General features: G+C 62.2%; 22 protein-coding genes and 1 pseudogene. 5 read left to right on the top strand and 18 right to left on the bottom strand.

Translation table 11 applies throughout. The features are described 5' to 3' along the window. Positions 1 to 330 precede the first annotated feature (330 nt). Positions 331 to 1383: an NAD(P)-dependent alcohol dehydrogenase gene (locus tag I6F35_RS05575; protein ID WP_249792390.1), complete on the bottom strand. Its 1053-nt coding sequence runs from the start codon at positions 1381 to 1383 to the stop codon at positions 331 to 333. A gap of 202 nt (positions 1384 to 1585) precedes the next feature. Next, complete coding sequence (locus I6F35_RS05570) at positions 1586 to 2011, bottom strand: hypothetical protein (protein ID WP_225116654.1); 426 nt, start codon at positions 2009 to 2011, stop codon at positions 1586 to 1588. Between the two features lie 145 nt (positions 2012 to 2156). Here I6F35_RS05570 and hemN point away from each other — a divergent pair, with 145 nt between their 5' ends. After that, the gene (hemN, locus tag I6F35_RS05565; protein WP_225116653.1) at positions 2157 to 3509 is read left to right on the top strand and encodes an oxygen-independent coproporphyrinogen III oxidase; all 1353 of its coding nucleotides are present in this window, start codon (positions 2157 to 2159) and stop codon (positions 3507 to 3509) included. Between the two features lie 217 nt (positions 3510 to 3726). Here hemN and I6F35_RS05560 read toward each other — a convergent pair. Further along, positions 3727 to 3942, bottom strand: a pseudogene (locus I6F35_RS05560) (protein norD); the annotation flags it as partial. A gap of 378 nt (positions 3943 to 4320) precedes the next feature. On the opposite strand from I6F35_RS05560, the gene I6F35_RS05555 reads away from it, so the two are divergent. Further along, complete coding sequence (locus tag I6F35_RS05555) at positions 4321 to 4764, top strand: DUF1127 domain-containing protein (protein WP_225116652.1); 444 nt, start codon at positions 4321 to 4323, stop codon at positions 4762 to 4764. Positions 4765 to 4779: 15 nt separating this feature from the next. Here I6F35_RS05555 and I6F35_RS05550 read toward each other — a convergent pair whose 3' ends face one another. From I6F35_RS05550 to I6F35_RS05505, 10 genes are all read right to left on the bottom strand, one after another. Further along, complete coding sequence (locus I6F35_RS05550) at positions 4780 to 6183, bottom strand: amidase (protein ID WP_225116651.1); 1404 nt, start codon at positions 6181 to 6183, stop codon at positions 4780 to 4782. A 31-nt stretch (positions 6184 to 6214) separates the two neighbouring features. Continuing rightward, the gene (locus I6F35_RS05545) at positions 6215 to 6976 is read right to left on the bottom strand and encodes an SDR family NAD(P)-dependent oxidoreductase (RefSeq protein WP_225116650.1); all 762 of its coding nucleotides are present in this window, start codon (positions 6974 to 6976) and stop codon (positions 6215 to 6217) included. 83 nt (positions 6977 to 7059) lie between these two features. Continuing rightward, positions 7060 to 7770: an ABC transporter ATP-binding protein gene (locus tag I6F35_RS05540; protein WP_225116649.1), complete on the bottom strand. Its 711-nt coding sequence runs from the start codon at positions 7768 to 7770 to the stop codon at positions 7060 to 7062. Then, positions 7760 to 8479, bottom strand: a complete 720-nt coding sequence (locus tag I6F35_RS05535; protein ID WP_225116648.1) for an ABC transporter ATP-binding protein — start codon at positions 8477 to 8479, stop codon at positions 7760 to 7762. Before I6F35_RS05535 ends, I6F35_RS05540 begins: the two co-directional genes overlap by 11 nt. 1 nt (position 8480) lies before the next feature. Next, complete coding sequence (locus I6F35_RS05530) at positions 8481 to 9554, bottom strand: branched-chain amino acid ABC transporter permease (protein WP_225116647.1); 1074 nt, start codon at positions 9552 to 9554, stop codon at positions 8481 to 8483. 11 nt (positions 9555 to 9565) lie between these two features. Further along, positions 9566 to 10432, bottom strand: a complete 867-nt coding sequence (locus I6F35_RS05525; RefSeq protein ID WP_225116646.1) for a branched-chain amino acid ABC transporter permease — start codon at positions 10430 to 10432, stop codon at positions 9566 to 9568. 81 nt (positions 10433 to 10513) lie between these two features. Further along, positions 10514 to 11752 (bottom strand): urea ABC transporter substrate-binding protein, encoded by a 1239-nt coding sequence (locus I6F35_RS05520; protein ID WP_225116645.1) that lies wholly within the window; start codon positions 11750 to 11752, stop codon positions 10514 to 10516. 31 nt (positions 11753 to 11783) lie between these two features. After that, on the bottom strand, positions 11784 to 12779 hold the full coding sequence (locus tag I6F35_RS05515; RefSeq protein ID WP_225116644.1) for an acetamidase/formamidase family protein: 996 nt from the start codon (positions 12777 to 12779) through the stop codon (positions 11784 to 11786). Between the two features lie 17 nt (positions 12780 to 12796). Beyond that, positions 12797 to 14197, bottom strand: coding sequence for an amidase (locus I6F35_RS05510; RefSeq protein WP_225116643.1), 1401 nt, complete (start codon positions 14195 to 14197; stop codon positions 12797 to 12799). A gap of 279 nt (positions 14198 to 14476) precedes the next feature. Further along, positions 14477 to 14644: a hypothetical protein gene (locus I6F35_RS05505; protein ID WP_225116871.1), complete on the bottom strand. Its 168-nt coding sequence runs from the start codon at positions 14642 to 14644 to the stop codon at positions 14477 to 14479. Here I6F35_RS05505 and I6F35_RS05500 point away from each other — a divergent pair. Then, complete coding sequence (locus tag I6F35_RS05500; protein WP_225116642.1) at positions 14619 to 15791, top strand: transporter substrate-binding domain-containing protein; 1173 nt, start codon at positions 14619 to 14621, stop codon at positions 15789 to 15791. The genes I6F35_RS05505 and I6F35_RS05500 overlap by 26 nt on opposite strands. Beyond that, entirely contained in the window at positions 15788 to 16375 is a 588-nt protein-coding gene (locus I6F35_RS05495; RefSeq protein ID WP_225116641.1) for an ANTAR domain-containing protein, read from the top strand. Before I6F35_RS05500 ends, I6F35_RS05495 begins: the two co-directional genes overlap by 4 nt. Positions 16376 to 16458: 83 nt before the next feature. Here I6F35_RS05495 and tcuB read toward each other — a convergent pair whose 3' ends face one another. Both tcuB and tcuA read right to left on the bottom strand, forming a co-directional pair. Beyond that, positions 16459 to 17565: a tricarballylate utilization 4Fe-4S protein TcuB gene (gene tcuB, locus I6F35_RS05490; protein ID WP_225116640.1), complete on the bottom strand. Its 1107-nt coding sequence runs from the start codon at positions 17563 to 17565 to the stop codon at positions 16459 to 16461. Beyond that, positions 17552 to 18943: an FAD-dependent tricarballylate dehydrogenase TcuA gene (gene tcuA, locus I6F35_RS05485; RefSeq protein ID WP_225116639.1), complete on the bottom strand. Its 1392-nt coding sequence runs from the start codon at positions 18941 to 18943 to the stop codon at positions 17552 to 17554. Before tcuA ends, tcuB begins: the two co-directional genes overlap by 14 nt. A gap of 138 nt (positions 18944 to 19081) precedes the next feature. Here tcuA and I6F35_RS05480 point away from each other — a divergent pair, with 138 nt between their 5' ends. Beyond that, complete coding sequence (locus I6F35_RS05480) at positions 19082 to 19762, top strand: GntR family transcriptional regulator (RefSeq protein ID WP_225116638.1); 681 nt, start codon at positions 19082 to 19084, stop codon at positions 19760 to 19762. Positions 19763 to 19775: 13 nt separating this feature from the next. Here the strand turns inward: I6F35_RS05480 and I6F35_RS05475 are convergent, their stop codons facing one another. The 3 genes from I6F35_RS05475 to I6F35_RS05465 form a co-directional block, all read right to left on the bottom strand. Further along, the gene (locus I6F35_RS05475; RefSeq protein ID WP_225116637.1) at positions 19776 to 20531 is read right to left on the bottom strand and encodes an IclR family transcriptional regulator; all 756 of its coding nucleotides are present in this window, start codon (positions 20529 to 20531) and stop codon (positions 19776 to 19778) included. An 8-nt stretch (positions 20532 to 20539) separates the two neighbouring features. Further along, on the bottom strand, positions 20540 to 21424 hold the full coding sequence (locus I6F35_RS05470; RefSeq protein ID WP_225116636.1) for an NAD(P)-dependent oxidoreductase: 885 nt from the start codon (positions 21422 to 21424) through the stop codon (positions 20540 to 20542). A 63-nt stretch (positions 21425 to 21487) separates the two neighbouring features. Continuing rightward, a complete protein-coding gene (locus tag I6F35_RS05465) occupies positions 21488 to 22684 on the bottom strand; it encodes an ABC transporter substrate-binding protein (RefSeq protein ID WP_225116635.1) in 1197 nt (398 codons plus the stop codon). Positions 22685 to 22692: the final 8 nt, after the last annotated feature.

The raw sequence follows: 22692 nt of genomic DNA, 5'->3' as shown, positions 1-22692 counted from the left end.
TTGCAATGAGCGTGCCACCTCGTCGGAGGGCTTTCTTGATTGGTTTTCTGAATGGTTGCGGCAAGGAAGAGCGGCCGCACAGCCGCTACAACCCTTTGGCTGCTCTTGGGCTGCGACTGATCGAGATGCAAATTGCGACAGAAATTGCAAAATGAGAATCTGTGCGACACGCAGAATGCATGGCGTGTGCGCCGCAATGATTGCGTCGCAATAGAAATCGCATGCCGGATTGCTGACGGACGCCTGCTATCGGCACGCTGCCACTCACGGCATCGGTTGGATCCATCGCGAGTAAATTGCTTACTCGCGACGGATCAGCCGTTTCGGATTTCAGGGGATTAGGACGGCGCGTCCATGGATCTTGCCGGCATTGAGGTCGTGCAACGCCTTGTTGGCCTCGGCCAGGCGATATTCGGCGGTTGCCAGTTCAACCAAGCCTCGGTCCGCGAGCGCCATCAACTCGGTTAGCTCGGCCCATGTGCCAACCAGGTTGCCGATGATGTTTTTCTCTGTAATCACCATATCGACCGTCGGGACACGGATATCCTCGCCGTAGCCGACGACATAATAGCTTCCCATCGGGCGGGTCATGGCGAGCCCCTTGGTTGTCGTGCCTTTCTCGCCGACGAAATCGATCACCGCTTCCGCGCCGTTTCCGGCTGTCAAACCCAGCACCGCCTCCACGTCGTTGCCGTCGGCTTTCACCTGATGATCGGCGCCCGATTTCTTGGCCAGTTCAAGCGAGGCGTCGGACTTGTCGACGACGATGATGCTGGCCGCACACATCGCCTTAAGGCACTGGATCCCAATGTGGCCCAATCCGCCCGCGCCGATGACGACGCAGAATTCGCCCGGCAGGAGGTGACGTGTGGCCTTCTTGACGGCGCGGTAGGCGGTGAGACCGGCGTCGGCGTAAGGCGCCACATCCTTCGGTGCGAGCGTCCGCGGCAGCGATACGATATTGCGTTCCGAGGTGCAGAGGAATTCCGCATAACCGCCGTTGCAATCGAGGCCGGGAAATGTGCCGGGGCCATGCATGTCGAAGCCACGGCGACAAGCGAGGCACGTGCCGCCGGTGATCTTGGGATGAACGATCACGGGGTCGCCCTTCTTCACACCTTCGACCTCCTTGCCAACATCCTCGACCCAGCCGGCATTTTCGTGTCCCATGATGAGGGGCAGCAGCTTGTCGCCGGTCGGATCCATATGCGGCTTCCATACGCCTTCGATGATATGGAGATCGGTCCTGCACACTCCCGCGCCGCCGATACGAACAATGACGTCTGTCGATTTCGTCAGCTTGGGATCGGGCACTCTTTCTTCGCCGACCCACTGATCACTGGAGAGTTTCTCATCATACGCTCTCAATACTTGAGCCCTCATGTCGTCCTCCGTTTGTCTGGCGAACTTCGCTCACCATTGCGGATGCCGCCTCAGCATTTTTCGTGCCAGTGGAGCGCTTATTGCGGCGCAAACGCTCGTGCGTCTCAGCAGCGCACGTCCTGTCCCGGAGTTCGTGACCGCCACGGAGTCTCGGCACCGAGGGGACCGCCAGCACTTCCGGGACTGGGCCCACGTCCCGGCCTCACATCGAATACGAGCTTAACGACGCGAGGTTGTCGATCGCATAACGAGCTGTCGCGTCCTCAGTTTGCCATATCCCGTATCCTCCGTTGTTCACCTTCAGCGACGAGCCTTTGCTGTAGATCTCGATATTGCCCTTGCGTGACCAGCCCCGCCGTGCTCGGGGGACCTCGCCTTCCACGTCCAACACCACCTGGCCGCCGGGTGCAAGCAACTGGATGTCGCCGCCGAATTTGGTGGTAACGCCCGAGCCGCCGAACAGCGTGATATCGCCCTGATAGCGGATCGCGTTCCCGTTGGTGTCCTTGTCCGGGAAAAGCGCCGCGATCGCCTGGCGACCGCGCAGATAGCTGCTATGGCCGCCGAGAAGGCGCGACGAAGCCTTGCCGCTGGTCGTCCCCGCGGATCCGGCGCAGGCCTGGATCACCCGCTATGAAGCCGAATCCACTCGCTTCAAACCCGCCGCGAAGGTGCGACAAGTATGAACCTGATGGCTAACGGAGGGTTGAGCTAGAACAAAGTCATTCCCCCACGGGTCCGATAAATGATGCGGAGACCGAGGAGGAAGGCAGATGCGATCGAACTTGGCGCTATCCTACGGGCAGGACCGGCTGCCGCGCTACACCAGCTACCCCACGGCCCCCCATTTCTCGCCGGCGATCTCCGAAGATGACTACCGGCGCTGGCTCAAATCGGTGCCCGTCCGCCAACCGGCTTCGCTCTACCTCCACGTACCGTTCTGCCGATCCATGTGCTGGTACTGCGGATGTCATACGTCGGTGACCAAGCGTGATGAACCGATCGCGATCTACGCGGCTGGCCTGCGCACCGAAGCGCTCCTTGTCGCCGAGGCGATTGGACACAGGCTGCCGGTCTCTCACATCCACTTCGGTGGCGGCACGCCGACAATCATGTCGCCGGAGACGCTCGCGGACCTCGTCGGCGCCCTGCGCTATTCGTTCTTCGTGCTGCCCGATGCCGAGATCGCTGTCGAGATCGATCCGCGCACACTGACCGAGCCGATGGCGGAGACGCTGGGCTACTGCGGCGTCAACCGTGCCAGCCTCGGCATCCAAAGCTTCGATCCGGCCGTGCAGCACGCCATCAATCGGCGGCAGAGCTTCGAGCAAACTGCCACCTCCGTCGAGCGGCTGCGCCGGGCAGGCGTTGGCAGGCTCAATTTCGACCTGCTCTACGGCCTTCCCCTACAGACGGTGGATTCGTGCCTGGATACGGTAGCAAAATGCATCGAGCTGCGTCCGGATCGCTTCTCGGTGTTCGGTTATGCGCACGTCCCGTCCTTCAAGAAGCATCAGCGCAAGATTGCCGAAGAGTCCTTGCCTGATAGCATCGGGCGGCATAGTCAGTCCGAAGCGATCGCGCAAGCCTTGCTCGATGCAGGATACGTGCGTATCGGCCTCGATCATTTCGCGCTTCCCACCGACAATCTAGCGCTGGCAAAACAGGAAGGCAGGCTGCGGCGGAATTTCCAGGGCTACACCGACGATTCGGCCGACACGCTCATCGGTCTCGGCGCCAGCGCCATCGGCCGGATGCCTCAAGGATTTGTACAGAACGCCGTGCCGACCCGCGACTATCTTGCGCGCATCGTCGAGGAGCGGCTTGCTACCGTCAAGGGCTACGCATTCACCGAGGAAGATCGCTTCCGCTCCGACATCATCGAACGGATCATGTGCGACCTTGCCGTCGATCTCCCCAGGATATCGCGGCTGCACGGCCGCGATCCGGATTCCGCTATCGTCGATCGGTCGCGGATTGAGCGGCTCATCGCCGACGGCGCCGTGACGATGTTCAATAATCGCCTCTCGGTCAACCACGGTGCGGAGTTCCTGGTCCGAAGCGTCGCTTCGGCGTTCGACGCGCACCTTCCACGATCCGCGGCGACGCACAGCCGCGCGGTCTGAACTATGAAATAGAACTTGGTGGGCGGCTCCTTCGCGGCCCATCCTTCGAGACGCCCGCCTAGCGGGCTCCTCAGGATGAGGTCTGATTTCGCGGCGGAATCTTAGACCCTCATGGCGAGGAGCGCCGCTTGCGGCGCGTCTCGAACCATGAGGCCCGCCTCGTTCTCAGCCATCAAACAACTATATGCGATAGCCCTGCATCTGCCCAAGACGCGAACTATTGCGTGATCTGCCGGTAGAGGGCCGGCAAGACGGCAGGCAGCCGTCGGATATTGCCAACGATCGCCTAGCCGCCGCGTCCGAACAGCGTCGGACAATAGCGCTGGGCGGTTGCGTCGATCGAGCCGCCGAAAACTGCGGCGGCAAGCCGGCGCGCCTCCTGCACGGTCTTGCGGGTGTCTTCGATGGCGAAGCGCCCTTCGTAGTGGTCGACGGGCCGTTTTCCGGCATTTCGCAATCTTGAGGTGACATGAATCCTCCTGACGGGGTCATGCCTGCGATCGCTATCGGGGATGGGAGCTCCGATCATTGTCGCCGGACAAAGGCGGGTAAGTTCGAGCGCGCGAAGGCGAACGGCATCGAGTTATCCGAACCGGAGATGATACCTCGCGCACGTGATTTCAGACGGAGCCGACTTCACGAACGCTCGAACGTCGCTTGATCCCGTAAGGCGGTCTCGAGGTCAGGCCCAAGCGAGGTGCGCGGTGTTGCAACACAAGCTGCAAACGTAACCATTTTTCCTCGGCTGGTGACAACGCCGTAACGCGCGCTCTTCAGAGTCTCCTTGGGGCTTTCCTTAGGGAGACGGTGCATGCTGAACAAGCATTCGTCGCAAAATGTGAAGAGCGCGGTCGAACCTCTTGCGATGAGAAGCGATGAGGCCGTCCGGGTGGCATTTACCGACATGCAGTTGGTCACGCATTCATGGCCTGCCGTACTGGATTTGCACTCGGCCATGCTGATCGTCGCGGAATTCGACCGAATGCGCACCGCTTCGCGCGCCACGCTTTGCGACGCGGCGTCCGCCAAGCACGACGTTGTCCAACCTGATTGCACTGTTGATGCAAGCGGCTTCCGCTGGCTGACCTCACTGAAGGAAGCCATCCTGTCGTTGCATGCATATTGGCGACGAGAACGAGAGGTCAGAAAGGCGGTCGCGGCTTTGTCGGAGTTCGATGATCGGACCCTGCGGGACATGGGTATTGTCAGCCGAACCGACATCGAGCACACGGTGAGATGCTGCCAGGATGGCTGACGGCATGAGGAGCGGTCATCCAATCGGTGGTCGCAGCGTATGCCAGTCCGTGATCGACTGGAATGCGTGAGCCGCGCGAGCAAGCACATCCTCGGATAGATGCGGACCGACCAGTTGCATGCTCAGCGGCATCCGGTCCGATGCCATCCCGATCGGGAGCGTGATCGTCGGACTTCCACTGAAGTCGAACACCGCAGTGAAGCGCAAGATACTCAACAGCACGTTTGGGTCGGCGCCGTACTCACTCATCTTCGCGAGGGTCGGAATCGGCACCGGCATCGTCGGGATCAGCAAAAGGTCGATATCCCCAAACAGCGCCGCCAGGCTGCCAGAGAATTTGAGGCGTTCATGATGGATCGCCGCGATCTCGATGCCGCTCACCGACCTGCCCTGCTCGATCAACTGCGCGAGGTCTGGACCGTATTCCGACTTGCGCGACGGATAGGTCCCCAGGTGCGCTTCGGCGGTCTCGACCGAGCACATCGGTATCCACAGGCTGACGAGTTTCTCGTAGGAGGGAAACTGAACCTCGCGGATCTCGGCACCGAGATCCGCCAGCACGCGCTCGGCTTCCAGCAAGGCCGCAACAACCTGCGGGTCTATTCCCTCCTGCGTGTATTTGCGGTCCACGCCAATCCTGAGGCCGCGAACGCCATCTCCAATCCGGGCCAGGTAGTTCGGAACGGGCGCCTGCAAAGCCGTCGGATCGTTGGCATCTGCACCTGCGATGACACCCAGCATCGCTGCGGCGTCCGCGGCACTTCGGCACATCGGTCCGACATGATCGAGCGAATCCGCCAACGGGAAAATGCCGTATCGGCTCACCCGCCCCCATGTCGGCTTGATCCCGGTCAGCCCGCAGGTCGCCGATGGAAACCTGATCGAACCGCCGGTGTCACTTCCGATCGATCCGTAGCAAAGCCCGGCGGAGGTGGCGACGCCGGAGCCGGTCGACGAAGAGCCGACCCAGTAATTCGCATTCCACGGATTGATCGGCACTTGATCGTCCGGATGATGGCTCGTATAGGCGCCCTCCGTCATCTTGAGCTTGCCGAGCGTGACCGCGCCGGCGCGCTCGAGCCGATCGACGATGGTGGCATTGAACGACGGCACGAACTTCGCGTGAATCTTGGTGCCGCCCGCCGTCGGCGCGAACGTCGTGTAGCACAGGTCCTTCAGTCCGATCGGAACGCCATGCAGCGGGCCGCGCCAGATGCCCTTGGCGATTTCGCCGTCGTGCTTTTTTGCCTGGGCCATGGCCCGCTCGGCGAGGACAATGGCGTATCCGTGCAGGCTTCCGTTGAGCCTTTCGATACGGCTCAGCGTTGCCCTAGTGACCTCTGAAGGCAACACCTCCTTGCGGCGAAACAGTTCGGACAGTTCGGTTATGGACTTGTAGTGCAGCTGATCCGCGGACATATCGATTTCCTGCTGTCATCGGGAATGCGCCTTAGAACTGGACGCCTCGCGTCAAGGCACCGTCCACGACAAGGTTCGTTCCCGTGATAAAGCTGGCGGCCCGGCTCGCAAGAAAGACGACGGCATTCGCCATCTCCTGTGGCGTGCCCATCCGGCCGGTCGGATTGAGCGCCAGCGCGGTCTTGTACAGTTCGGGGTTGTTGTCCTTGATCATGTTCCAAACTCCACCCTCGAAATAGGTGTTGCCCGGCGACACGGAATTGGCGCGTATGCCCTTCCCGGCGAGCTGGTAGGCCAGGCCCTGCGTATAGTGGATGATTGCGGCCTTGAAGGTGCCGTAGGGACCGCATGCAAAGTCGACCTCGCGTCCCGAGACGCTGGAGATTGTCACGATCGCAGCCGCGCTGCTCTTTTCCAGATACGGCATCGCGGCATTCACCAGCCGCACTGTCCCCATCATGTCGGTGGAGAATTCCTTCTCCCAGCTTTCCTCATCCTGCCCTATGGAGAGCGCGCTGACATTGGCGACGACGACATCGATGCCGCCGAGCTTCGATGCCGTGTCACTCACCCAGGCCTTGAGTGCCGCACCATTGGACACATCCACTGAACCGCCGAAGGCCGCAACGCCTTTTGCCTTGAGCTGTGCGACGGTGCTGTCCACGTCCGCCTGATTGCGCGCGCAGATTCCGACATTGGCACCTTCGGCCGCAAAAGTCTCGGCGATGGCCCGGCCGATCCCCTTCGTGCTGCCCGTGACGAGAACATTGGCTCCCTGAAGTCCTAAATCCATGTTCGTCTCCCTCCGTCATAAGTTCGATTTCAAACGACGCACTCATGAATATCGGCATACTCCTGAAAGAGGACCGGTCGACCTCACAGCAGAAGTTGCGCGCGGACATTGTCTGCGTTGACATCCTCGCCGGCCAGTGATCGCGTGATCTTGCCTTTTTCCATGATGTAGCAGCGCTCGGCGATCTCCAGGATCGTGTCGAGGTTCTGCTCGACGAAAATGATCGTCGTCCCCAGTTCGGCCCGGAACGATTTCAGCGCGTCGCAGATGTGCTGCACGATCGACGGCTGAATGCCCTCGGATGGCTCGTCGAGGATCATCAAACTCGGATTTCCGATCAGAGCCCGGCCGATGGCGAGCTGCTGCTGCTCGCCGCCCGACATCGTGCCGGCAACCTGTCGCCGGCGCTCCTTCAGCCGCGGAAAATACTCGTAGACGAGCTCCGGCAGCTTCTTTCCTTCTGGTCCGCCGATCAGTTCGCCGACCTGCAGGTTCTCCTCGACGCTCATCTGCGGAAACACATCCCGTCCCTGCGGGATATAGCCGAAGCCTGCGCGCGCTCGGGCATCGGCCTGCAACTGGGTTACATCCTGCTCCAAGAAGGTGATCGTGCCGCGCCACGTCTCCAGAAGCCCGATGAGGCACCGCATCAGCGTCGACTTGCCGACGCCGTTCCGACCGATCACGCCGACAATCTCGCCGCGCGATACCGACATGCTCACGCCCTGCAGGATCGGCGTGGCGCCGTAGCCTGCCCAGAGTTCCCTTACGTCGAGGATCCGATCAGTGGGCATGCGTCTTACCCAGGTAGATTTCCGCGACTTTCTCGTCCTGAATGATGGTCTCGAGACTGCCTCGCGCAAAGATCTTGCCGAGATGCAGCACGGTCACGCGTTGCGCGATCTGGCGCACAAACGCCATATCGTGTTCGACGACGAGAACCGTCATGCCCTCGGCATTGAACGACTTGATGAGCTCTCCGGTCTTGAACGTTTCCTCCGGCGACATGCCGGCCGTCGGCTCGTCCAGTAGCAATAGCTGCGGCTGCAGCGCCAGCGCCATGCCGATCTCGAGCCATTGCTGCTGGCCGTGCGACAGGGCACCGGCCAATTTGCTGCTGTCCGACGCCACACCGAGAAGCGTGAGCAGGCGTTCCTCCTCGGCGTCGCGCTCCGATCCCGAAAAGCGCCCCTGCAGCGCGATCTGGATATTCTGCCGGACCGGCAGTTCCTTGAAAACGCTCGGCGCCTGCATCTTGATGCTCATGCCCCGCTGCACCCGCGCAAACGGGCGCTCTTCGGTGATATCGATGGAGTCGAAGAATATGCTGCCTCTGGTCGGCGGATAGAGGCCGACAATCAGTTTGAACAGCGTGCTCTTGCCGGCTCCGTTGGGGCCGATCAGGCAGTGGACCTCCCCGGCATTCACCGTGAGATCGACGTCTGAGACGGCCGTCAATCCACCAAAGCGTTTTGTCACGCCCTTCACATCGACAAGCGCCATGTTACGTCTCGTCCGATTGCAAACGGCTGGTGTCCGCGAGAGCAGGCGTCCCGTCGCTTCGTCGACGCCCGGTCCATCGATCGACAACAAGCTTGCCGATACCGAGCACGAAGCCGTGCGGCGCCAACATCACGGTGGCGAGCAGAAGCGTGCCCATCAGCACGAGCGCCGCCTGCTGGCTATAAACAGTGATGGTCTGGAAGCCGAACAGCAGCAGGAACGAGCCGACCAGCGTTGCCGTCAGATCGCTTCGTCCCGAGAATGCGACCCACACGATCGGCATGGCTGCGGCCGGCAAGCCGATGCTCGACGGGGTGATGAACTGCCCCCAGGACGTGTAGAGGGCGCCGCTGAGGCCCGCCAGCCCGCTTCCGATGGTGAATGTCAGCAATTGATATTTGCGGACGTCATATCCGAGCATCTCGGCCCGCTGCGGATTTTCGCGCGTGGCGACGATCACGTTACCGATCCGCGAATTCACCAGCATGCGCAGCGCGATGTAGACGATGACGATGAGCGCGACCATGACGTAGTAGAGCGCGGATCCTTCGATGTAGAAGTCGCCGATCGTAAGTGGATCCATGCCCTTCATGCCGTTGAAGCCGTTCAGCCGCGCTGCGCCGATGTGCCATTCCGGTCCCGCCGTCTGTCCAAGAAAGAACGCCAGCACCAGCGTCGCCGACAGCGTCACGATGCCGAAGAAGATGCCGTTGATGCCGCCCCAGATCATGAAGTAACCGAGGATTCCTGCCGCGATCATCGCGATGAAAACCGACAGGATGAGCGCGGCGATCGTCGTCGATCCTCCACCCATGTTGATGGCCAGCACGCCATAGGCGTAACCGGAGATGCCGAAAAAGAACGTCTGGCCGAACGACAGCATGCCGCCATAGCCCCACATCAGGCAGAGGCCGAGCGCCATGAAGACCCAGATCAGGAAATAGGAAAAGTTGCCGACATCGTAGGAGTCCGCAAAGACCGGATAGATCAGCGCCGCCGCCAGCACGACAAGAAAGCAGGACCAGAACGTCCGTCCACGTCCCAAGGTCTGCGGACCATCAAGCAGTTTGAACATCACACCCCCGCTTAGCGCCCGCGACGGACCAGCACGCTGGAAAGGCCTTCGGGCAAGACACGGATGATCAGGATCACTGCAAACAACATGCCGATCTGGCCGATGATCTGCCCATAGCTCGCATTCAGGGCCATTCGAATCATCGCCAGGAACACCGCGGCCGGCGCAGTGCCGAGCAGGACATTTGCGCCGCCGACCACGACGGTAACGAAACTCTCTACCACGAACGTCGCCCCCATCGTCGGAATCAGCGTCATCGTCGGCGCATAAAGCGCACCGCAAAGCCCCGCAAGGCCGGCGCCGATGCCGAAACTGATTGCATAGATGCGCCCCGTGCGCGCGCCCAACGCCTTTGCCATCGCCGCATTCTGCATTGTGGCGCGCGCCATCACACCGAAGCGCGTCTTCATGAAGATTACGTAGAGACCGATCAATACGGCGACAGCGCAGGCGAACAGCACCAGGCGATAGGTCGAGAAGGTGTAGCCGCCGATGGCGAAGCTGCCCTCCGGCGTGCCGATCCCGGTTATCGATGATCCCACGATCAAAAGCATCGATTGCGTGACGATCAGGCTGAGCCCCCAGGTGGCGAGCAACGAATCCAGCGGCCTCTTATAGAGGCGACGAACAATGAGGTATTCGACGGCAACCCCGATCAATCCTGCCGTCAGCGCGGCAAGCGCCTGGGCAATGGCAAGCGGCAGGCCGAGCTTGACAAGCCCGACCGTCACATAGGCACCGCACATGATGAACTCGCCATGCGCCATGTTGATGACGCCCATCATGCCGAACACGATGGCGAGGCCTGCCGCCGAGAGGATCAGAAACGCGAAGACGTCGGCGAATTGGTAGAATACCGAGAATAGTTCAGCCGACATCGTCGGTCTCCTGCTCCTTCGCTATGGGGCGCGGCGACGATGCGGCGCCCGTGCAGTCCAAAATCATGACCGATCAATGCGTCACGACTTGTTCGGCAAATGACTCGGCGTGTACTGATCCTTGTCATTCTTCTTTGTGAGGTCGCAGCCAATGTCGCCGAGCCAGTAGGGCTTGATCGTTCCGTAGTCCTTCTCGACGGTCACTTCATGCTGGGGGCCGACCGAGATCAGACGCATGCGGTGAGACGTATGCTGGCTCTTCGGGTCGATGCAGACCTTGCCTTCGGGTGCATCGATGCAGGCATCACCGGCCGCGATCACCTTGCGCAGGTCCTCGAGCTTGGTCGATTTCGCCTTCTCGACCAGCGTCTTGTACATGTAGAGCGCGTTATAGGCGTTGTAGCCCATGTCGTTGATGTAGAGTTCATCGGGGAACTTCGCGCGCCAGCGCTTCTTGAAGTCCTTGGCTTCGGGTGTATCGATCTCCTCGAACCAGTTCGCGGTTGCGTGCATGTTGTTGAGCGCCGGCGGCTTGAACCGCTTGTGCTCGAAGCCGAGCATGATTTTGATCGACGAGCCCATCGGCAGGTTGAGCTTGGCCGCGGCGGCCTGCTCGAAGAACGAGTCCTGGGCGGCGCCGACATTGATCGTCAAGAGCCAATCGGGCTTGGCCTTCTGGATGTTCTGGATCGTCTGCGCGAACTGCGAAACCCCGAGCGGGATGAATTCCTCCCCGACGACCTCGCCGCCGAGATCCTTCATGATCTTCCGGTTCCACTCCGCCGAGATCTGCCCAAAATTGTAGTCGGCCGCGATGACATAGACCTTCTTGCCGAACTTCTCGACCATCCAGGGGATCAGCGTCGAGAACTGCTGCTCGGGTACCGCCCCCATGCTGATCATGCTGGCGTCGCACACGCCGCCTTCGTACTGGTTGGTGTAGAAATACGGCGTCGTCGTTCGATCGATGATCGGCCGGACAGCCTCGCGCGAAGCTGACGTGATGCCCCCGATCAGCACGTCGACCTTGTCGCGGCTGAGCAGGCGCCGCGCAAATTCCTGATAGCGGGCATTATCGCCCTGCGGGTCGAGATGGATCAGTTCGATCTGCCGTCCGAGGATGCCGCCGCTCTTGTTGATCTCCTCGACCGCAAGCTGCGAGCCGTGGAGTTTCGGCATGCCCATGAACGCGAGATCACCGGAGACGTCTTCGAGCAGACCGACCTTCAACGGAGGCTCGGCCGCTTGGGCAACTCCGAACGCCGCGGTTCCCAGCACGACGCCAAGAACCGCAACCTTGAGCAGATGTCCTGATTTCATTGAAATATCCCCTGTTGAAAGCCTCGGAAGTTCACGCCTTGAGGTAAGATTTCAGGATCGATGCACCCATCGTGTATTTCGGATCGACCATGTTGCCGAGCCGCATGCGGCCTGCCTGGCTGAGCAGCATGTACGCGTCGATCTCGTCGAAGCCGTAGTCGGCGCTCATCCATCGCGTGAGTTCGCGATAGGCGATGCGGGCCGCATCCTCGAGCGGCCGTGCGCTGCCGATCGTCATGATGAAGTCGCGCGTCTCCAGGCGCGGCCAGGCAAAGCTCCAGTTCTTGATCAGATCGATCTGCAGCGTGACCGTCGCACGCTGCTCGAGCGCGACGCCGGAGAGTTCACCATCGCCCTGCGTTGCATGGCAGTCGCCGACGTAAAGAAGTCCTCCCTCGGCGTGCACAGGAAAATAGATAATGGCTCCGGGCGCGACGTCGGGCAGGTCCATGTTGCCGCCGTGATAGTCCGGCTGCAGCGAGGAGATCGCCTCGATCTCGGGTGACACACCGATCGTGCCGATGAACGGCTCGTAGGGCAGCGTGATCTTGTCGTTCCAGCGTACGCCGTTCCTGTCGACATGCAGCTTGCGAACGCGTTCAGGCAACGGCGGATTGAGCATCGCCGTCGAACCCGTCCCGACAAGCCCGCCGAATTCGGGGATGATGCAGGTCGTTCCGGCCGGCTGCTCGCCGCGGGTCTCGACATCGTGGATATAGACGGCCAGGCAATCGCCCTTCTTGGCGCCTTTGACGGCAATCGGCCCACATTGCGGGTTGAGGTAGGGAAAATTCAGCTTCGCCGTGGGACTGTCGCTCTCGCTCGTCAGCGCGCCGCCGAACGCGTCCTCGGTTTCGACGACAACGACCTCTCCCGGATCGATCGACAGCGTCGGCTTGGCGTAAGGTCCGTAGACGTAGTGAAAGCCCCCTTGCTGCTCGATCGTCAGGCTACGCTTCGCCCCGGCCATCCCCTTCGCGACGGCACGCCTCGACATGATGGAACTCCGCAACCAATCTTCTTTCATGCGAACGGCTCCTTGGATCAGAGAGCGGGATGACGCTTATGCCAGTCAGTGACGCGCTGGAATGCATCGCCTGCGTGGACGAGACCCGCTTCGTCGAAGTGGCGGCCGACAAACTGGAAGGCGACCGGACCGCCGTTCGGGGCGAAGCCGCCCGGAAGCGTGATGGTCGGGCTGCCGGTCATGTCGAACGGACAGGTGAAGCGCAACAAGCCGGCAATCAGGGAAGCGTCTTCGCCGAGCGTCGCCATCGTGGCGAGCGTCGGTGCGGCGAACGCCTGGGCCGGCACGGCGATGAGATCGACCGTTTCGAACAGCCGTCGCACCGCGCCGCGGAACGCTTCGCGCCGCAGCACGATCTTCTGATAGTCGGTGCCGGACTGCTGAAGGCCAAGGTCGAGCAGCCCCGCAAGCGCAGGGCCATATTCGTCCTTGCGCGAGGGATAGGTCGCCTCATGCGCGACCGCCGCCTCGATGCCGCACAGCGGAAACCAGTCGTCGACCATGGCCTTGGTATCCGGAAAGGTGATCTCGCTGATCTCGGCGCCAAGGTCTGCCGCGACCCGCGAACCTTCACTGAGAACCTTGCTCGCGGCCTCATCCGTGCCTTCGCTGGTCCAGCGCCGATCGACGCCGATCACAACGCCCCGCAAGCTGCCGGACAGGCCGGCGAGATAGTCCGGCACCGGCAGCGGCACGGCCGTGGTATCCTTGGCGTCCTGGCCCGCGATCGCACCGAGCATGGCGCCACAATCGACCGCGCTACGCGTCATCGGCCCGATGTGATCCAGCGTGGCCGCAAGTTCGAACGCGCCGTAGCGACTGACGCGCCCCCAGGTTGGCTTCAGCCCGGTGATGCCGTTGGCTGCGGATGGAAAGCGGATCGATCCGCCGGTGTCAGTCCCTAGCGATCCGAAGCAGAGGCCGGCCGCAGTGGCGGAACCCGAGCCGCTCGACGATGCGCCCGACCACAGATCTGCATTCCACGGATTTTTCGGCGGGTCGATCTTCGGATGATGATCGGCATAGGCCCCTTCGGTCTGCTGCAGCTTGCCGAGGATGATCGCGCCCGCATCCTTCAGGCGTGCGACGACCGTGGCGTCCTCGCTCGGACGGAAGTCGCGATGGATAGTCATGCCGTGGGCGGCCGGTGCGCCCTTGACCCAGCAAAGATCCTTGATCGCGACCGGCACGCCGTGCAGCGGCCCCTTGATCTTGCCGGATGCGATCTCCTTTTCGGCAGCGGCCGCTTGGGCCAGCGCGGAATCCGCCATGACATAGGCGTAACTCTTGAGCCTGGCGTCGAGCCGCTCAATGCGTTCAAGCATCGCCTTCGTCACTTCGACGGGTGACAGTTTCTTCGCCTGTATCTGCTGCCCAACTTCGACCAACCCGAGATAGCAAATATCTGTTGTCGGCATTGTCTTTCGTCCCCGTTTGTCGTTCCTCAAGCGCGTCTCGGCCGATCGCTGCGCATGCGGCATCGCCCTGGCCACACGCGTGTTTCGCCAGTTTCTTGTGCGGCAAAAGAAAAAAGCCACCCGCCCCTCCCGAATGAGGTGACGAATGGCTCAAATGCCGCTGCTATGGTCTATCGCATGGGCTTAAGATCGAACGAAGCAGTCGCTGCAGGGATCAGGACGTCATCGGCCCGACCGAAGCAAATTAAGGTTCGACAGTAAGCCCGGTAGTCAAAAATTCTAGGTTCGTGTGCAGCGCATTGTCAACGAGGGAGGCTGCACAAATTTCACAAGCATCATGCGCAGCAAATCGGCAAGACCTCTTGCACCAACATCGACGATGATGATTTCCTGAAGTCTGTTCTCTCGAAAGCCATTAACGATGAAGCCGTCGGTTCCAGTTGGCATCATATGTTCGCAGTCCGGGCCCTACCAGGCCATGGGGCGCGAGATACTCAAGAGCGCCTTGATGGCAGTCGACGAGATCAACAATCACCCTGATTTTGATTTCTCACTCACGGCGCACGTCCGCGATCCCCGCGGCGTCATTTCGGAATACCACACGGTTTGCGACGACCTTATTCGCAACGCCGGGGTCGAGCACATCATCGGTTGCTACACGTCGGCTTCGCGCAAGCAGGTGCTGCCGATCGTCGAGCGTACCGATCGGCTGCTCTGGTATCCTGCCCGTTACGAAGGATTCGAATGCTCCGACAATGTCATCTATGTCGGCGCGTCGCCCAACCACAATGTCTTGCCACTCGTGCGCTATGCGCTCGACAACGTGTCACGGCACATCTTCTGCGTCGGATCCAACTATGTCTGGACGTGGGAGACCAATCGCGTCACCCGCGAACTGGTGACGGCCGCGCAAGGAAGCATTGTTGCCGAACGGCTGCTCGAATTGGGCGAAAGCGCAGTCGGACACATCGTGGATGAAATCGTCCGCCGCAAGCCGCCGGTCGTGTTCAATACACTCGTCGGCAGCTCGAGCTACGATTTCATCCGCGCCCTTCATGCCGCCACCACGGCCGCCGGTCTCGAAATCCCGATGCTGAGTTGCAGCCTCTGCGAACCGGAGCTCAAGATCGTCGGACCCGCATCGGCCGGATGCATCACGTCATCGGCCTATTTCGAGAGCATCCGCCTGCCCGAGAACCGCGCCTTCGTGCAGCGCTGGAAGGCACGCCATGGTGAAAACAGCAGCCCCTCGGTCGACGGACAATCGGCCTATGTCGCGGTGTATCTGCTGGCCCGCGCGCTGCAGCGGGCGGGAACGTCCAACATTGGCGAGGTACGGCGCGCTGCAGCAGGCTATCGCTACAATTCGCCGCAGGGACCGGTCTGGATCGATGGTGGCAATAACCATTGCGTCCTTACGCCACGCCTCGCGGTCTCCAACGCGCAAGGACAGTTCGACATCTTCTGGGAATCCGATGCGCCTGTTAAACCGGACCCCTACCTGACGCAGCTCGACGTCGCCGCCGGACCTGTGCGTGAGAAGTCAAGGGACGGATCGTCGCCGAGTGCGCTCCATTTGCGGGTTGTGAAATGAGCAAGCCGTCTTCATTTTCCCTCCGCGGCCGCAAGGCGCTCGTCGCCATCAAGGACGAGCGTGACCTGTCGATCGTCAGGCGCCAGTTCGAACGTCTGGGCATCGACGTCTTCACATGGGAGCCGGATAGCGCCCTGGCGTGCGATCCGGATGTGACGCTGATCGACGACGAATTCCTGCCGCTTACCTCGCCCGTGCAGCGGGCGGTGCTCGGACGATGTCCCGTCATCGCCCTGCTGGGCACCGAGACGCCGAGCCGGCTGAAGCTGGTGCTCGAACTCGATCCGGCGTCATTTCTGGTCAAGCCGCTGCGCTCGGCGGGTATTTATGCGGCGCTGGTGATGGCATTCGAGCGGGCCGAGCGCACCAACGAGCTCAAGCAGCAAGTCGTCAAGCTGGAAGAGCGTCTTCGCTCGCGTCGCGTCGTATTGGCTGCTGTCCTTCAGGTGATGCACAGCCACTCCGTCGCCGAACCAGCCGCGTTTGCGCTGATCCGGCGGGCTGCCATGGAGCAGCGCAAAACCATTGAGCAGATGTCGGCCGAGATCGCCGCCAAAGGGAGCTTGCCCCGCGCGACCGGGTAGATTCATCTGACCTGGTCGTTCGACTTCGCGGAAATCTCCGTGGCGGTCACCAGCACCACCTCGTCGTCCCTCCCTGGATCCGCCTAACCATTCGGGCCGTGGCGTCGCTCCTGAGCGTAACGCACCAGCGCGGCGAAACGGTAGATGCCGTGGACGAACTTGCCATAGGGCATGGTGATGAACAACGCGAACACGGCGCCGAGGTGCAGCGCGAGCAGCGGTCCCATCGCGGGCGTCGCGCGCAACAGCAGGAGCGCCATTCCGGTGATGCCCGTCAGGAACAGCATGGCGATGAATCCGACGTCCATGCCATAGCGCCCCTCGTCCAGCAGAGCAGGATCACGGCGAGCCTTCGCGACCAGCAAGCCGACCGGCCCGACGATCAGGCCGATGCCGCCGAGCGAGCCAAGCACGACCGGCAGATCCCACCACGCATAGGGCGCCTCGCGTCCCAGCAGATAGTGATAGAGCGTGGCAACCGACGTTGCAGCAAAGCAGAGCAGGAAGCCGTAGAAGGTGAGATGGTGATAGAGCTTGCGCCTGTCGGTCGGCCGATCGTCCTCATTGTAGCAGCCGACCCCACCGCCATGGAGATAGCGCAGTTCGCCGGCATCGCGGATCGCCTGGAAGATCGAACCACCGTCGGCGCGCGCACCGATCGGCTCGCCAATATCGCGCCAGAATGCGCGCACGCTCATGACCAGGGCCAGGATGGCATAGAGGAAGGCCGCGCCGAACAGCGCCACCATCGCGTTGTGAGGCATCAGGCGGTAGAAAGCGCCGGGGCCGGTGTGGACGCCGAAAAGCAGCTTCGGATCGTTGAAGGCGGCAAAGCCGAGAATGAAAGCGGCCATGCTGAACGCAGCCACCAGGCTGATGACGAGCCCGTTGCGTTCGAACATGCTGGACAGCGCGCGCGGCCAGACGTAGGCGGCATAGGATTCGGCGCGCGCCACCGCCAGCGTCTTCGGCACATTGACGTTGAATTCATGCGGCGGCGAGAACTGGCAGTCGACATAGCAGGCGCCGCAGGCATGGCAGAGATTGGCGAGATAATTGAGATCGCCGTCGGAGAACGACCGGCGCATCTCCATCGCCGGGAAGACCGCGCACAGCCCCTCGCAGTAACGACATGAATTGCAGACCGTCATCAGACGATCGGCTTCCTGCAAGATCCTAGTTCCGTGCATTCTTTGCCGCTTCCCGTCCTGCGATCCGGCCGAACACGCTGCCGATGGTCATGCCGATGCCGGCGGCATAGCCGCGTCCCAGCACATTGCCGGCCATGATCTCGCCGGCGGCGAACATGTTGGCGGAAGGTTTGCCGTCGTTCATCAGCATCCGCGCCTGCTTATTCACGCGCGTGCCGAGATAGGTGAAGGTGATGCCGGGCCGCACCGGATAGGCGAGATAGGGCGGCGTCTCGATCCGGCGCGCCCAATGCGTCTTCGCCGGTGTGATGCCTTCGGTACGGCAATCATCGAGGATGGTATGATCGAAAGTGCCGGGCCGCACCGCGGCATTGAACTCGGTGATGGTCTTTTCCAGCGCCGCCGGATCAAGCTCGAGCTTGGCCGCAAGCTCGGCGATGGTGTCGCCCGCGATCGGCGGGAACAGCGTCGGCATGAAGCTGGTCACGACGGTGGAATCAAAGATGATGTAGGCGATCTGGTCGGGCTGAGCGGCGACCAGCCGGCCCCAGATCGCATAGCGCTTCGGCCAGATGTCCTCGCCCTCGTCGTAGAAGCGCTGCGCATGCTTGTTGACGACGATGCCGAACACGACTGAATCATGCCGCGTGATGATGCCGCCGTCGAATTTCGGCGCGCGGGCGTCGATCGCCACCGCGTGGCACTGGGTGGGATCGCCGACCTCCTGCACGCCCTTGGCCAGCAGCATCTTCAGGATCGAGCCACGATTATAGGGCGTGCCGCGGATCAGGAAATTGTCGGCGGCCTCGCCCCAATATTCCTTCAGCCATTCGATATTCGCTTCGAAGCCGCCGGCGGCCGCAACCAGCGTCGACGCGCGGACCTCGGTCGTGCCGTCGATCGGCCGCTTCAGCTCGGCGGAGACGAACATGCCGTCATCGATCCTGAGATCGATGACTTCGGCGTCGTAGCGGATGTCGACGCCGAGCCGTTCCGCCGTGAGATAGAGGGCGTTCAGCATCGCACGTCCGCCGCCGAGGAAGAACGAGTTGGTGCGGCCGAGGCTGAGCGTGCCGCCGAGCGAGGGCTGCCAGCGCACGCCCTGCTCCACGATCCAGTTCAGGATGTCCTTGGATTCGTGGATCATGAACCTGGCGAGTTCCTCGTCGGTCTCCCCGCCGGTGACGCGCAGCAGATCGTCCCAGAATTCCTCCTCGGTATAGGGGCCGGTCAGGATCTCGGTCGCCGCGTCATGGGCGCAGCGCATGTTGCGGGTGTGGCGCGTATTGCCGCCGCGGTAGAATTTGGGCGCGCCCTCCAGCACCAGCACGGAGGCGCCCGCGCGCCGCGCGCTGATCGCCGCGCACAGCGCCGCATTGCCGCCACCGATCACCAGCACGTCGTATTTGCTGTTCATTCCTTCTGCCCGATCGCGAAGGCCATTTTCGGCGTTTCCGGGTTTGCACCCATTGTTCCTTTTTGTATACAAAGATATACATCGATGCCGCAAGCGTCGTCTTTGCATGGGATTGATGCGCTTGCGACCGGAGGCAGGATGGCAAGGCGGCCAAACAAGGCGATCGGATCGATTTCGCGCGGCTCCGGCGTACAGCTCGGGGAGGCCGTGTTCCGCTCCTTGTGCGAGGCGCTGAAGGCGGGAGCCTATCGCGCCGGCGACCGGCTGCGCGAAGAAGAGGTCGCGCAGCGGCTCAAGGTCAGCCGCACCCCCGTGCGCGAGGCGTTGGGGCGGCTTGCTGCGCGCGGTTTCGTGGCGCCGGCAGGCGGCCGCGGGCTGATCGTCCGCAGCCTCGATATCAGCGAGGTGCTCGAGCTCTATACCATGCGCGAAATTCTGGAAGGCGCGGCCGCCCGGCTTGCCGCCGAACACGCCTCGCGGCCCGAGATCGATGCCCTCACGGATATCGAGCAGGCGTTTGCGGAACACCCCGACGATCCGGCCGAGATGGCGGAGCTCAACCGCGCCTTCCATGAGGCGATCTGCCGCGCGGCCCGCAATCGCTATCTCGATGGTGCCTCCAGGGAGCTGCAGGACTGGATTGCGCTGCTCGGCCCCACCACCTTCTCCGTGGCCGGCCGCCCGTCGACCAGCCGCAAGGAGCACCGCGCCATCATCAGCGCGATCGCCGCCCGCGATGGCGACAAGGCGGAGAAGCTGGCGCGCACCCATATCAGGGAAGCGCTGCGCTGTCGCTTGAAACTTCTGCAGAAGCAGTAGCGCACGCCGCGCGCTATTTCCTTGCCCGTCGCGGCGGGCGCGCCGTCCCGTCGAGCGGCGCGGCAGCGTGATCGAGAAGCTCGGTCGGACCGCCGAGCGAGCGCGTCAGCCGAGACGCAGCTTGCGACAGCAGCGAGGACATCGTCTTGATGTTCTCCTTGGTGAAGCGCGGTTTGGGGCCGGACAGCGACAGCGCGCCGACCAGCTTCCCGTTTGGCCCGAACACGGGACAGGCAATGCCGGCACAGTCCGGGTCGCGCTCGCCGAACGAAACCGCAATGGCGCCCTTCCTGATAGGATCGTACACCTCGCCGCTCTCGCCGTCGAACGCCAGGATGACTCGCCCTGCGGCGCCGCGGTCCAGCGGCAGCAGCATCCCCGCCTCGACGCGGTCGAGCGTCGAGTGCTGGGAATCGATCCGAAAGACGCACAAGCGGCGCTTGCCGTCATGCCGGACGTGGAACGACGGACTTTCCGTGCCGGCAGCCACCAATTGCCTCAGAACCGGGATCACACGGTCATGCAGATTGTTGGCGCGCTGATAGATCGCGCCCAGGCGGAACGGCGTCGGCCCGAGGTGATAGCGTCCCTCGGGGAGCTGCACGAGGTAGCCAAACTCCTGCAGCGAGGTCATCAGCCGCAGCAGCGTGCTCTTGTACATCCCGGTGTGCCGGGAGAGCTCGGCCAGGCTCATCGGCTCCGGTCTTTCCTCGAACGCCCCCAAAATGGTGAGCGCACGATCGACGGCGGCGACGCCGGGCGAACGCATGGTGTGTCCTAGCTGGAGAAGCTGGCGGGATCGATCAGTTTTGCGATGACCGGAAAGTACGCATCTCCCATCCCCTTGTCGATCGTCTCCTCGAAAATGCTGCGCATCAGCGCCGCGCCGCGCAGGTTCAGGCCGGCCTCACCGCCGAGCTCCAGCGCATAGGTCAGGTCCTTCAGCGCATATTCAGTCGAGAACGCCCGCAGCGGGAATTCGTTCGCAACAATCGCCTTCATGCCGTGGTTGCGAAGCGCAAAGCTGTCCGCCGACCCCTTGGATAGCGTTTCCAGCAGCAGCCTTGGTTCGACGCCGCTATGGCTCGCAACGGCAACGGCTTCCGCCAGTGCGTTGACCGTCTCGAACAGCACCATGTTGTTCAGGATCTTCGTCACCTGTCCGGCGCCGGTGCCGCCGCAGAGCGTGACGTCGGTGGCGAAATGCCGGATCAGCGGCTCGACCTTGGCAAATTCGTCGGCCGTCGCGCCGACCATCACGCTGAGCGTGCCGTCCTGCGCCGCCTGGCGCGTGCGAGCGATCGGCGCGTCGATCCAGAGCGCGCCCTTCTCCGCCAGCCGCCGCGCAAACTCACGGGTCATGCCGACCTCGGAGGTGCCGAGGTCGATCACGGTCTGACCGCTTCGGATCGACGCCGCGATGCCGCCCTCGAACACCGATGACACATGCTTCGCGCTCGGCAGGCAGATGAAGATGACCTCGCTACCGCCGATGACTTCGGCAACGGAGCCAGCGGCCGCAGCGCCATCGGCGACGATCCGCGCCAGCGGCTCCGCCGAAAGATCAAATGCCAGCACCTTTCGTCCGCTTTTGCGCACCAGATTGCGGCAGATCGGCTCGCCCATGACGCCAAGACCGATAAATCCGATTGTCTGTGCCATGCCGGCATTCTCCTCACGCTTTGCGGCGGCGCCTGATGCGAGCGCCCGCCCGTCTCGATATCTTCACTTGACCAGCGGACAGCCGCCTTCGTTCATCGGCCGGAACACCTCTTCGCCGGGCCTGGAGCTGACGATCCTGTAGTAATCGTATTTGTACTTCGATTCGTCCGGCTTCTTCACCTGCACGAGATACATGGTGTGCAGCACCCGTCCATCGGGGCGGACCGTGACATCCTTGTTGTACATGTCGCTGACCTTCATCTCGTGCATCTTGGCGGCGACGGCGGTCGTATCCGTCGTGCCGGCTGCCTTGACCGCGGCGAGATAGTGGTGGACGCCGCTATAGACGCCGGCCTGGACCATGCTCGCGACCTTGCCATCCATCAGCGCCGCATAGCGCTTCGACCAGGCGCGGGTCTCGTCATTGAGATCCCAGTAGAAGGAGGTCGTCACCTGCAGGCCCTGCGTCGCCTTGAGTCCGAGCGAGTTGACGTCGGTAATGAAGACAAGAAGACCGGCCAGCTTCTGCCCGCCCTCGACGATGCCGAACTCGCCGGCCTGCTTGATCGCGGTCTGCACATCCGCGCCCGAGGTGGCGAGCCCGACCACATCGGCCTTGGATCCCTGCGCCTGCAGCAGAAACGAGGCGAAATCCGCGGTGCCCAGTGGATGTGCGGCCGAACCGATCACCTTGCCGCCGGCGGCCTCGATGAACTTCGTGGCGTCACGCTGCAATGCATGGCCGAACGCATAGTCGGCCGTGACGAAGTACCAGGTCTTGCTGCCGGCGCGCGTGATCGCATCGCTGGTCAGCTTCGACAGCGCATAGGTGTCGTAGTTGAAGTGAAAGCTGACCGGCGAGCAGGACTTTCCAGTGAAGTCGGACGAGCCGGGGCCGGAGATGACGAAGATCTTGTTCTTCTGCCGCGCGACTTCGAGGATGGCAAAGCCCGCGGAGGATGCGGCGCCATCGGCGATCATGTCGACACCTTCGTTGTCGAACCATTTGCGCGCGGTGGCGGAGGCAATGTCCGGCTTGTTCTGGTGATCGGCGGAGATGATCTCGATCTTCTTGCCGAGGATTTCGTTGCCGAAATCCTCCGCCGCGAGCTTTGCCGCTGCCACCGAGCCGCGGCCGCCATTGTCGGCGAACACGCCGGATTGATCGTTGAGCACACCGATCCGAATCACATTATCGGCTGCCGACGCGACACTCACCTGCGCAACAAGCGCGGCCGCGACCATCCAACACAACTTCATCAATACGC

Origin of the sequence: Bradyrhizobium sp. BRP22 (assembly GCF_020194175.1) — a bacterium.
Taxonomy (GTDB): Bacteria; Pseudomonadota; Alphaproteobacteria; order Rhizobiales; family Xanthobacteraceae; genus Bradyrhizobium.
Note: the sequence above shows the minus strand (reverse complement) of the source record. Positions and strands in the feature narration are given on the sequence as shown.

What these genes read in the sequence shown, in the direction of transcription:
- I6F35_RS05520 (WP_225116645.1), bottom strand. Translation starts at nt 11,752, where the DNA reads ATGAAATCAGGACATCTGCTCAAGGTTGCGGTTCTTGGCGTCGTGCTG.
- I6F35_RS05465 (WP_225116635.1), bottom strand. Translation starts at nt 22,684, where the DNA reads ATGAAGTTGTGTTGGATGGTCGCGGCCGCGCTTGTTGCGCAGGTGAGT.
- I6F35_RS05545 (WP_225116650.1), bottom strand. Translation starts at nt 6,976, where the DNA reads ATGGATTTAGGACTTCAGGGAGCCAATGTTCTCGTCACGGGCAGCACG.
- I6F35_RS05515 (WP_225116644.1), bottom strand. Translation starts at nt 12,779, where the DNA reads ATGAAAGAAGATTGGTTGCGGAGTTCCATCATGTCGAGGCGTGCCGTC.
- tcuA (WP_225116639.1), bottom strand. Translation starts at nt 18,943, where the DNA reads ATGAACAGCAAATACGACGTGCTGGTGATCGGTGGCGGCAATGCGGCG.
- I6F35_RS05510 (WP_225116643.1), bottom strand. Translation starts at nt 14,197, where the DNA reads ATGCCGACAACAGATATTTGCTATCTCGGGTTGGTCGAAGTTGGGCAG.
- I6F35_RS05540 (WP_225116649.1), bottom strand. Translation starts at nt 7,770, where the DNA reads ATGCCCACTGATCGGATCCTCGACGTAAGGGAACTCTGGGCAGGCTAC.
- I6F35_RS05525 (WP_225116646.1), bottom strand. Translation starts at nt 10,432, where the DNA reads ATGTCGGCTGAACTATTCTCGGTATTCTACCAATTCGCCGACGTCTTC.
- I6F35_RS05470 (WP_225116636.1), bottom strand. Translation starts at nt 21,424, where the DNA reads ATGGCACAGACAATCGGATTTATCGGTCTTGGCGTCATGGGCGAGCCG.
- tcuB (WP_225116640.1), bottom strand. Translation starts at nt 17,565, where the DNA reads ATGCACGGAACTAGGATCTTGCAGGAAGCCGATCGTCTGATGACGGTC.
- I6F35_RS05495 (WP_225116641.1), top strand. Translation starts at nt 15,788, where the DNA reads ATGAGCAAGCCGTCTTCATTTTCCCTCCGCGGCCGCAAGGCGCTCGTC.
- I6F35_RS05555 (WP_225116652.1), top strand. Translation starts at nt 4,321, where the DNA reads ATGCTGAACAAGCATTCGTCGCAAAATGTGAAGAGCGCGGTCGAACCT.
- hemN (WP_225116653.1), top strand. Translation starts at nt 2,157, where the DNA reads ATGCGATCGAACTTGGCGCTATCCTACGGGCAGGACCGGCTGCCGCGC.
- I6F35_RS05475 (WP_225116637.1), bottom strand. Translation starts at nt 20,531, where the DNA reads ATGCGTTCGCCCGGCGTCGCCGCCGTCGATCGTGCGCTCACCATTTTG.
- I6F35_RS05500 (WP_225116642.1), top strand. Translation starts at nt 14,619, where the DNA reads ATGAAGCCGTCGGTTCCAGTTGGCATCATATGTTCGCAGTCCGGGCCC.
- I6F35_RS05575 (WP_249792390.1), bottom strand. Translation starts at nt 1,383, where the DNA reads ATGAGGGCTCAAGTATTGAGAGCGTATGATGAGAAACTCTCCAGTGAT.
- I6F35_RS05505 (WP_225116871.1), bottom strand. Translation starts at nt 14,644, where the DNA reads ATGCCAACTGGAACCGACGGCTTCATCGTTAATGGCTTTCGAGAGAAC.
- I6F35_RS05480 (WP_225116638.1), top strand. Translation starts at nt 19,082, where the DNA reads ATGGCAAGGCGGCCAAACAAGGCGATCGGATCGATTTCGCGCGGCTCC.
- I6F35_RS05535 (WP_225116648.1), bottom strand. Translation starts at nt 8,479, where the DNA reads ATGGCGCTTGTCGATGTGAAGGGCGTGACAAAACGCTTTGGTGGATTG.
- I6F35_RS05550 (WP_225116651.1), bottom strand. Translation starts at nt 6,183, where the DNA reads ATGTCCGCGGATCAGCTGCACTACAAGTCCATAACCGAACTGTCCGAA.
- I6F35_RS05530 (WP_225116647.1), bottom strand. Translation starts at nt 9,554, where the DNA reads ATGTTCAAACTGCTTGATGGTCCGCAGACCTTGGGACGTGGACGGACG.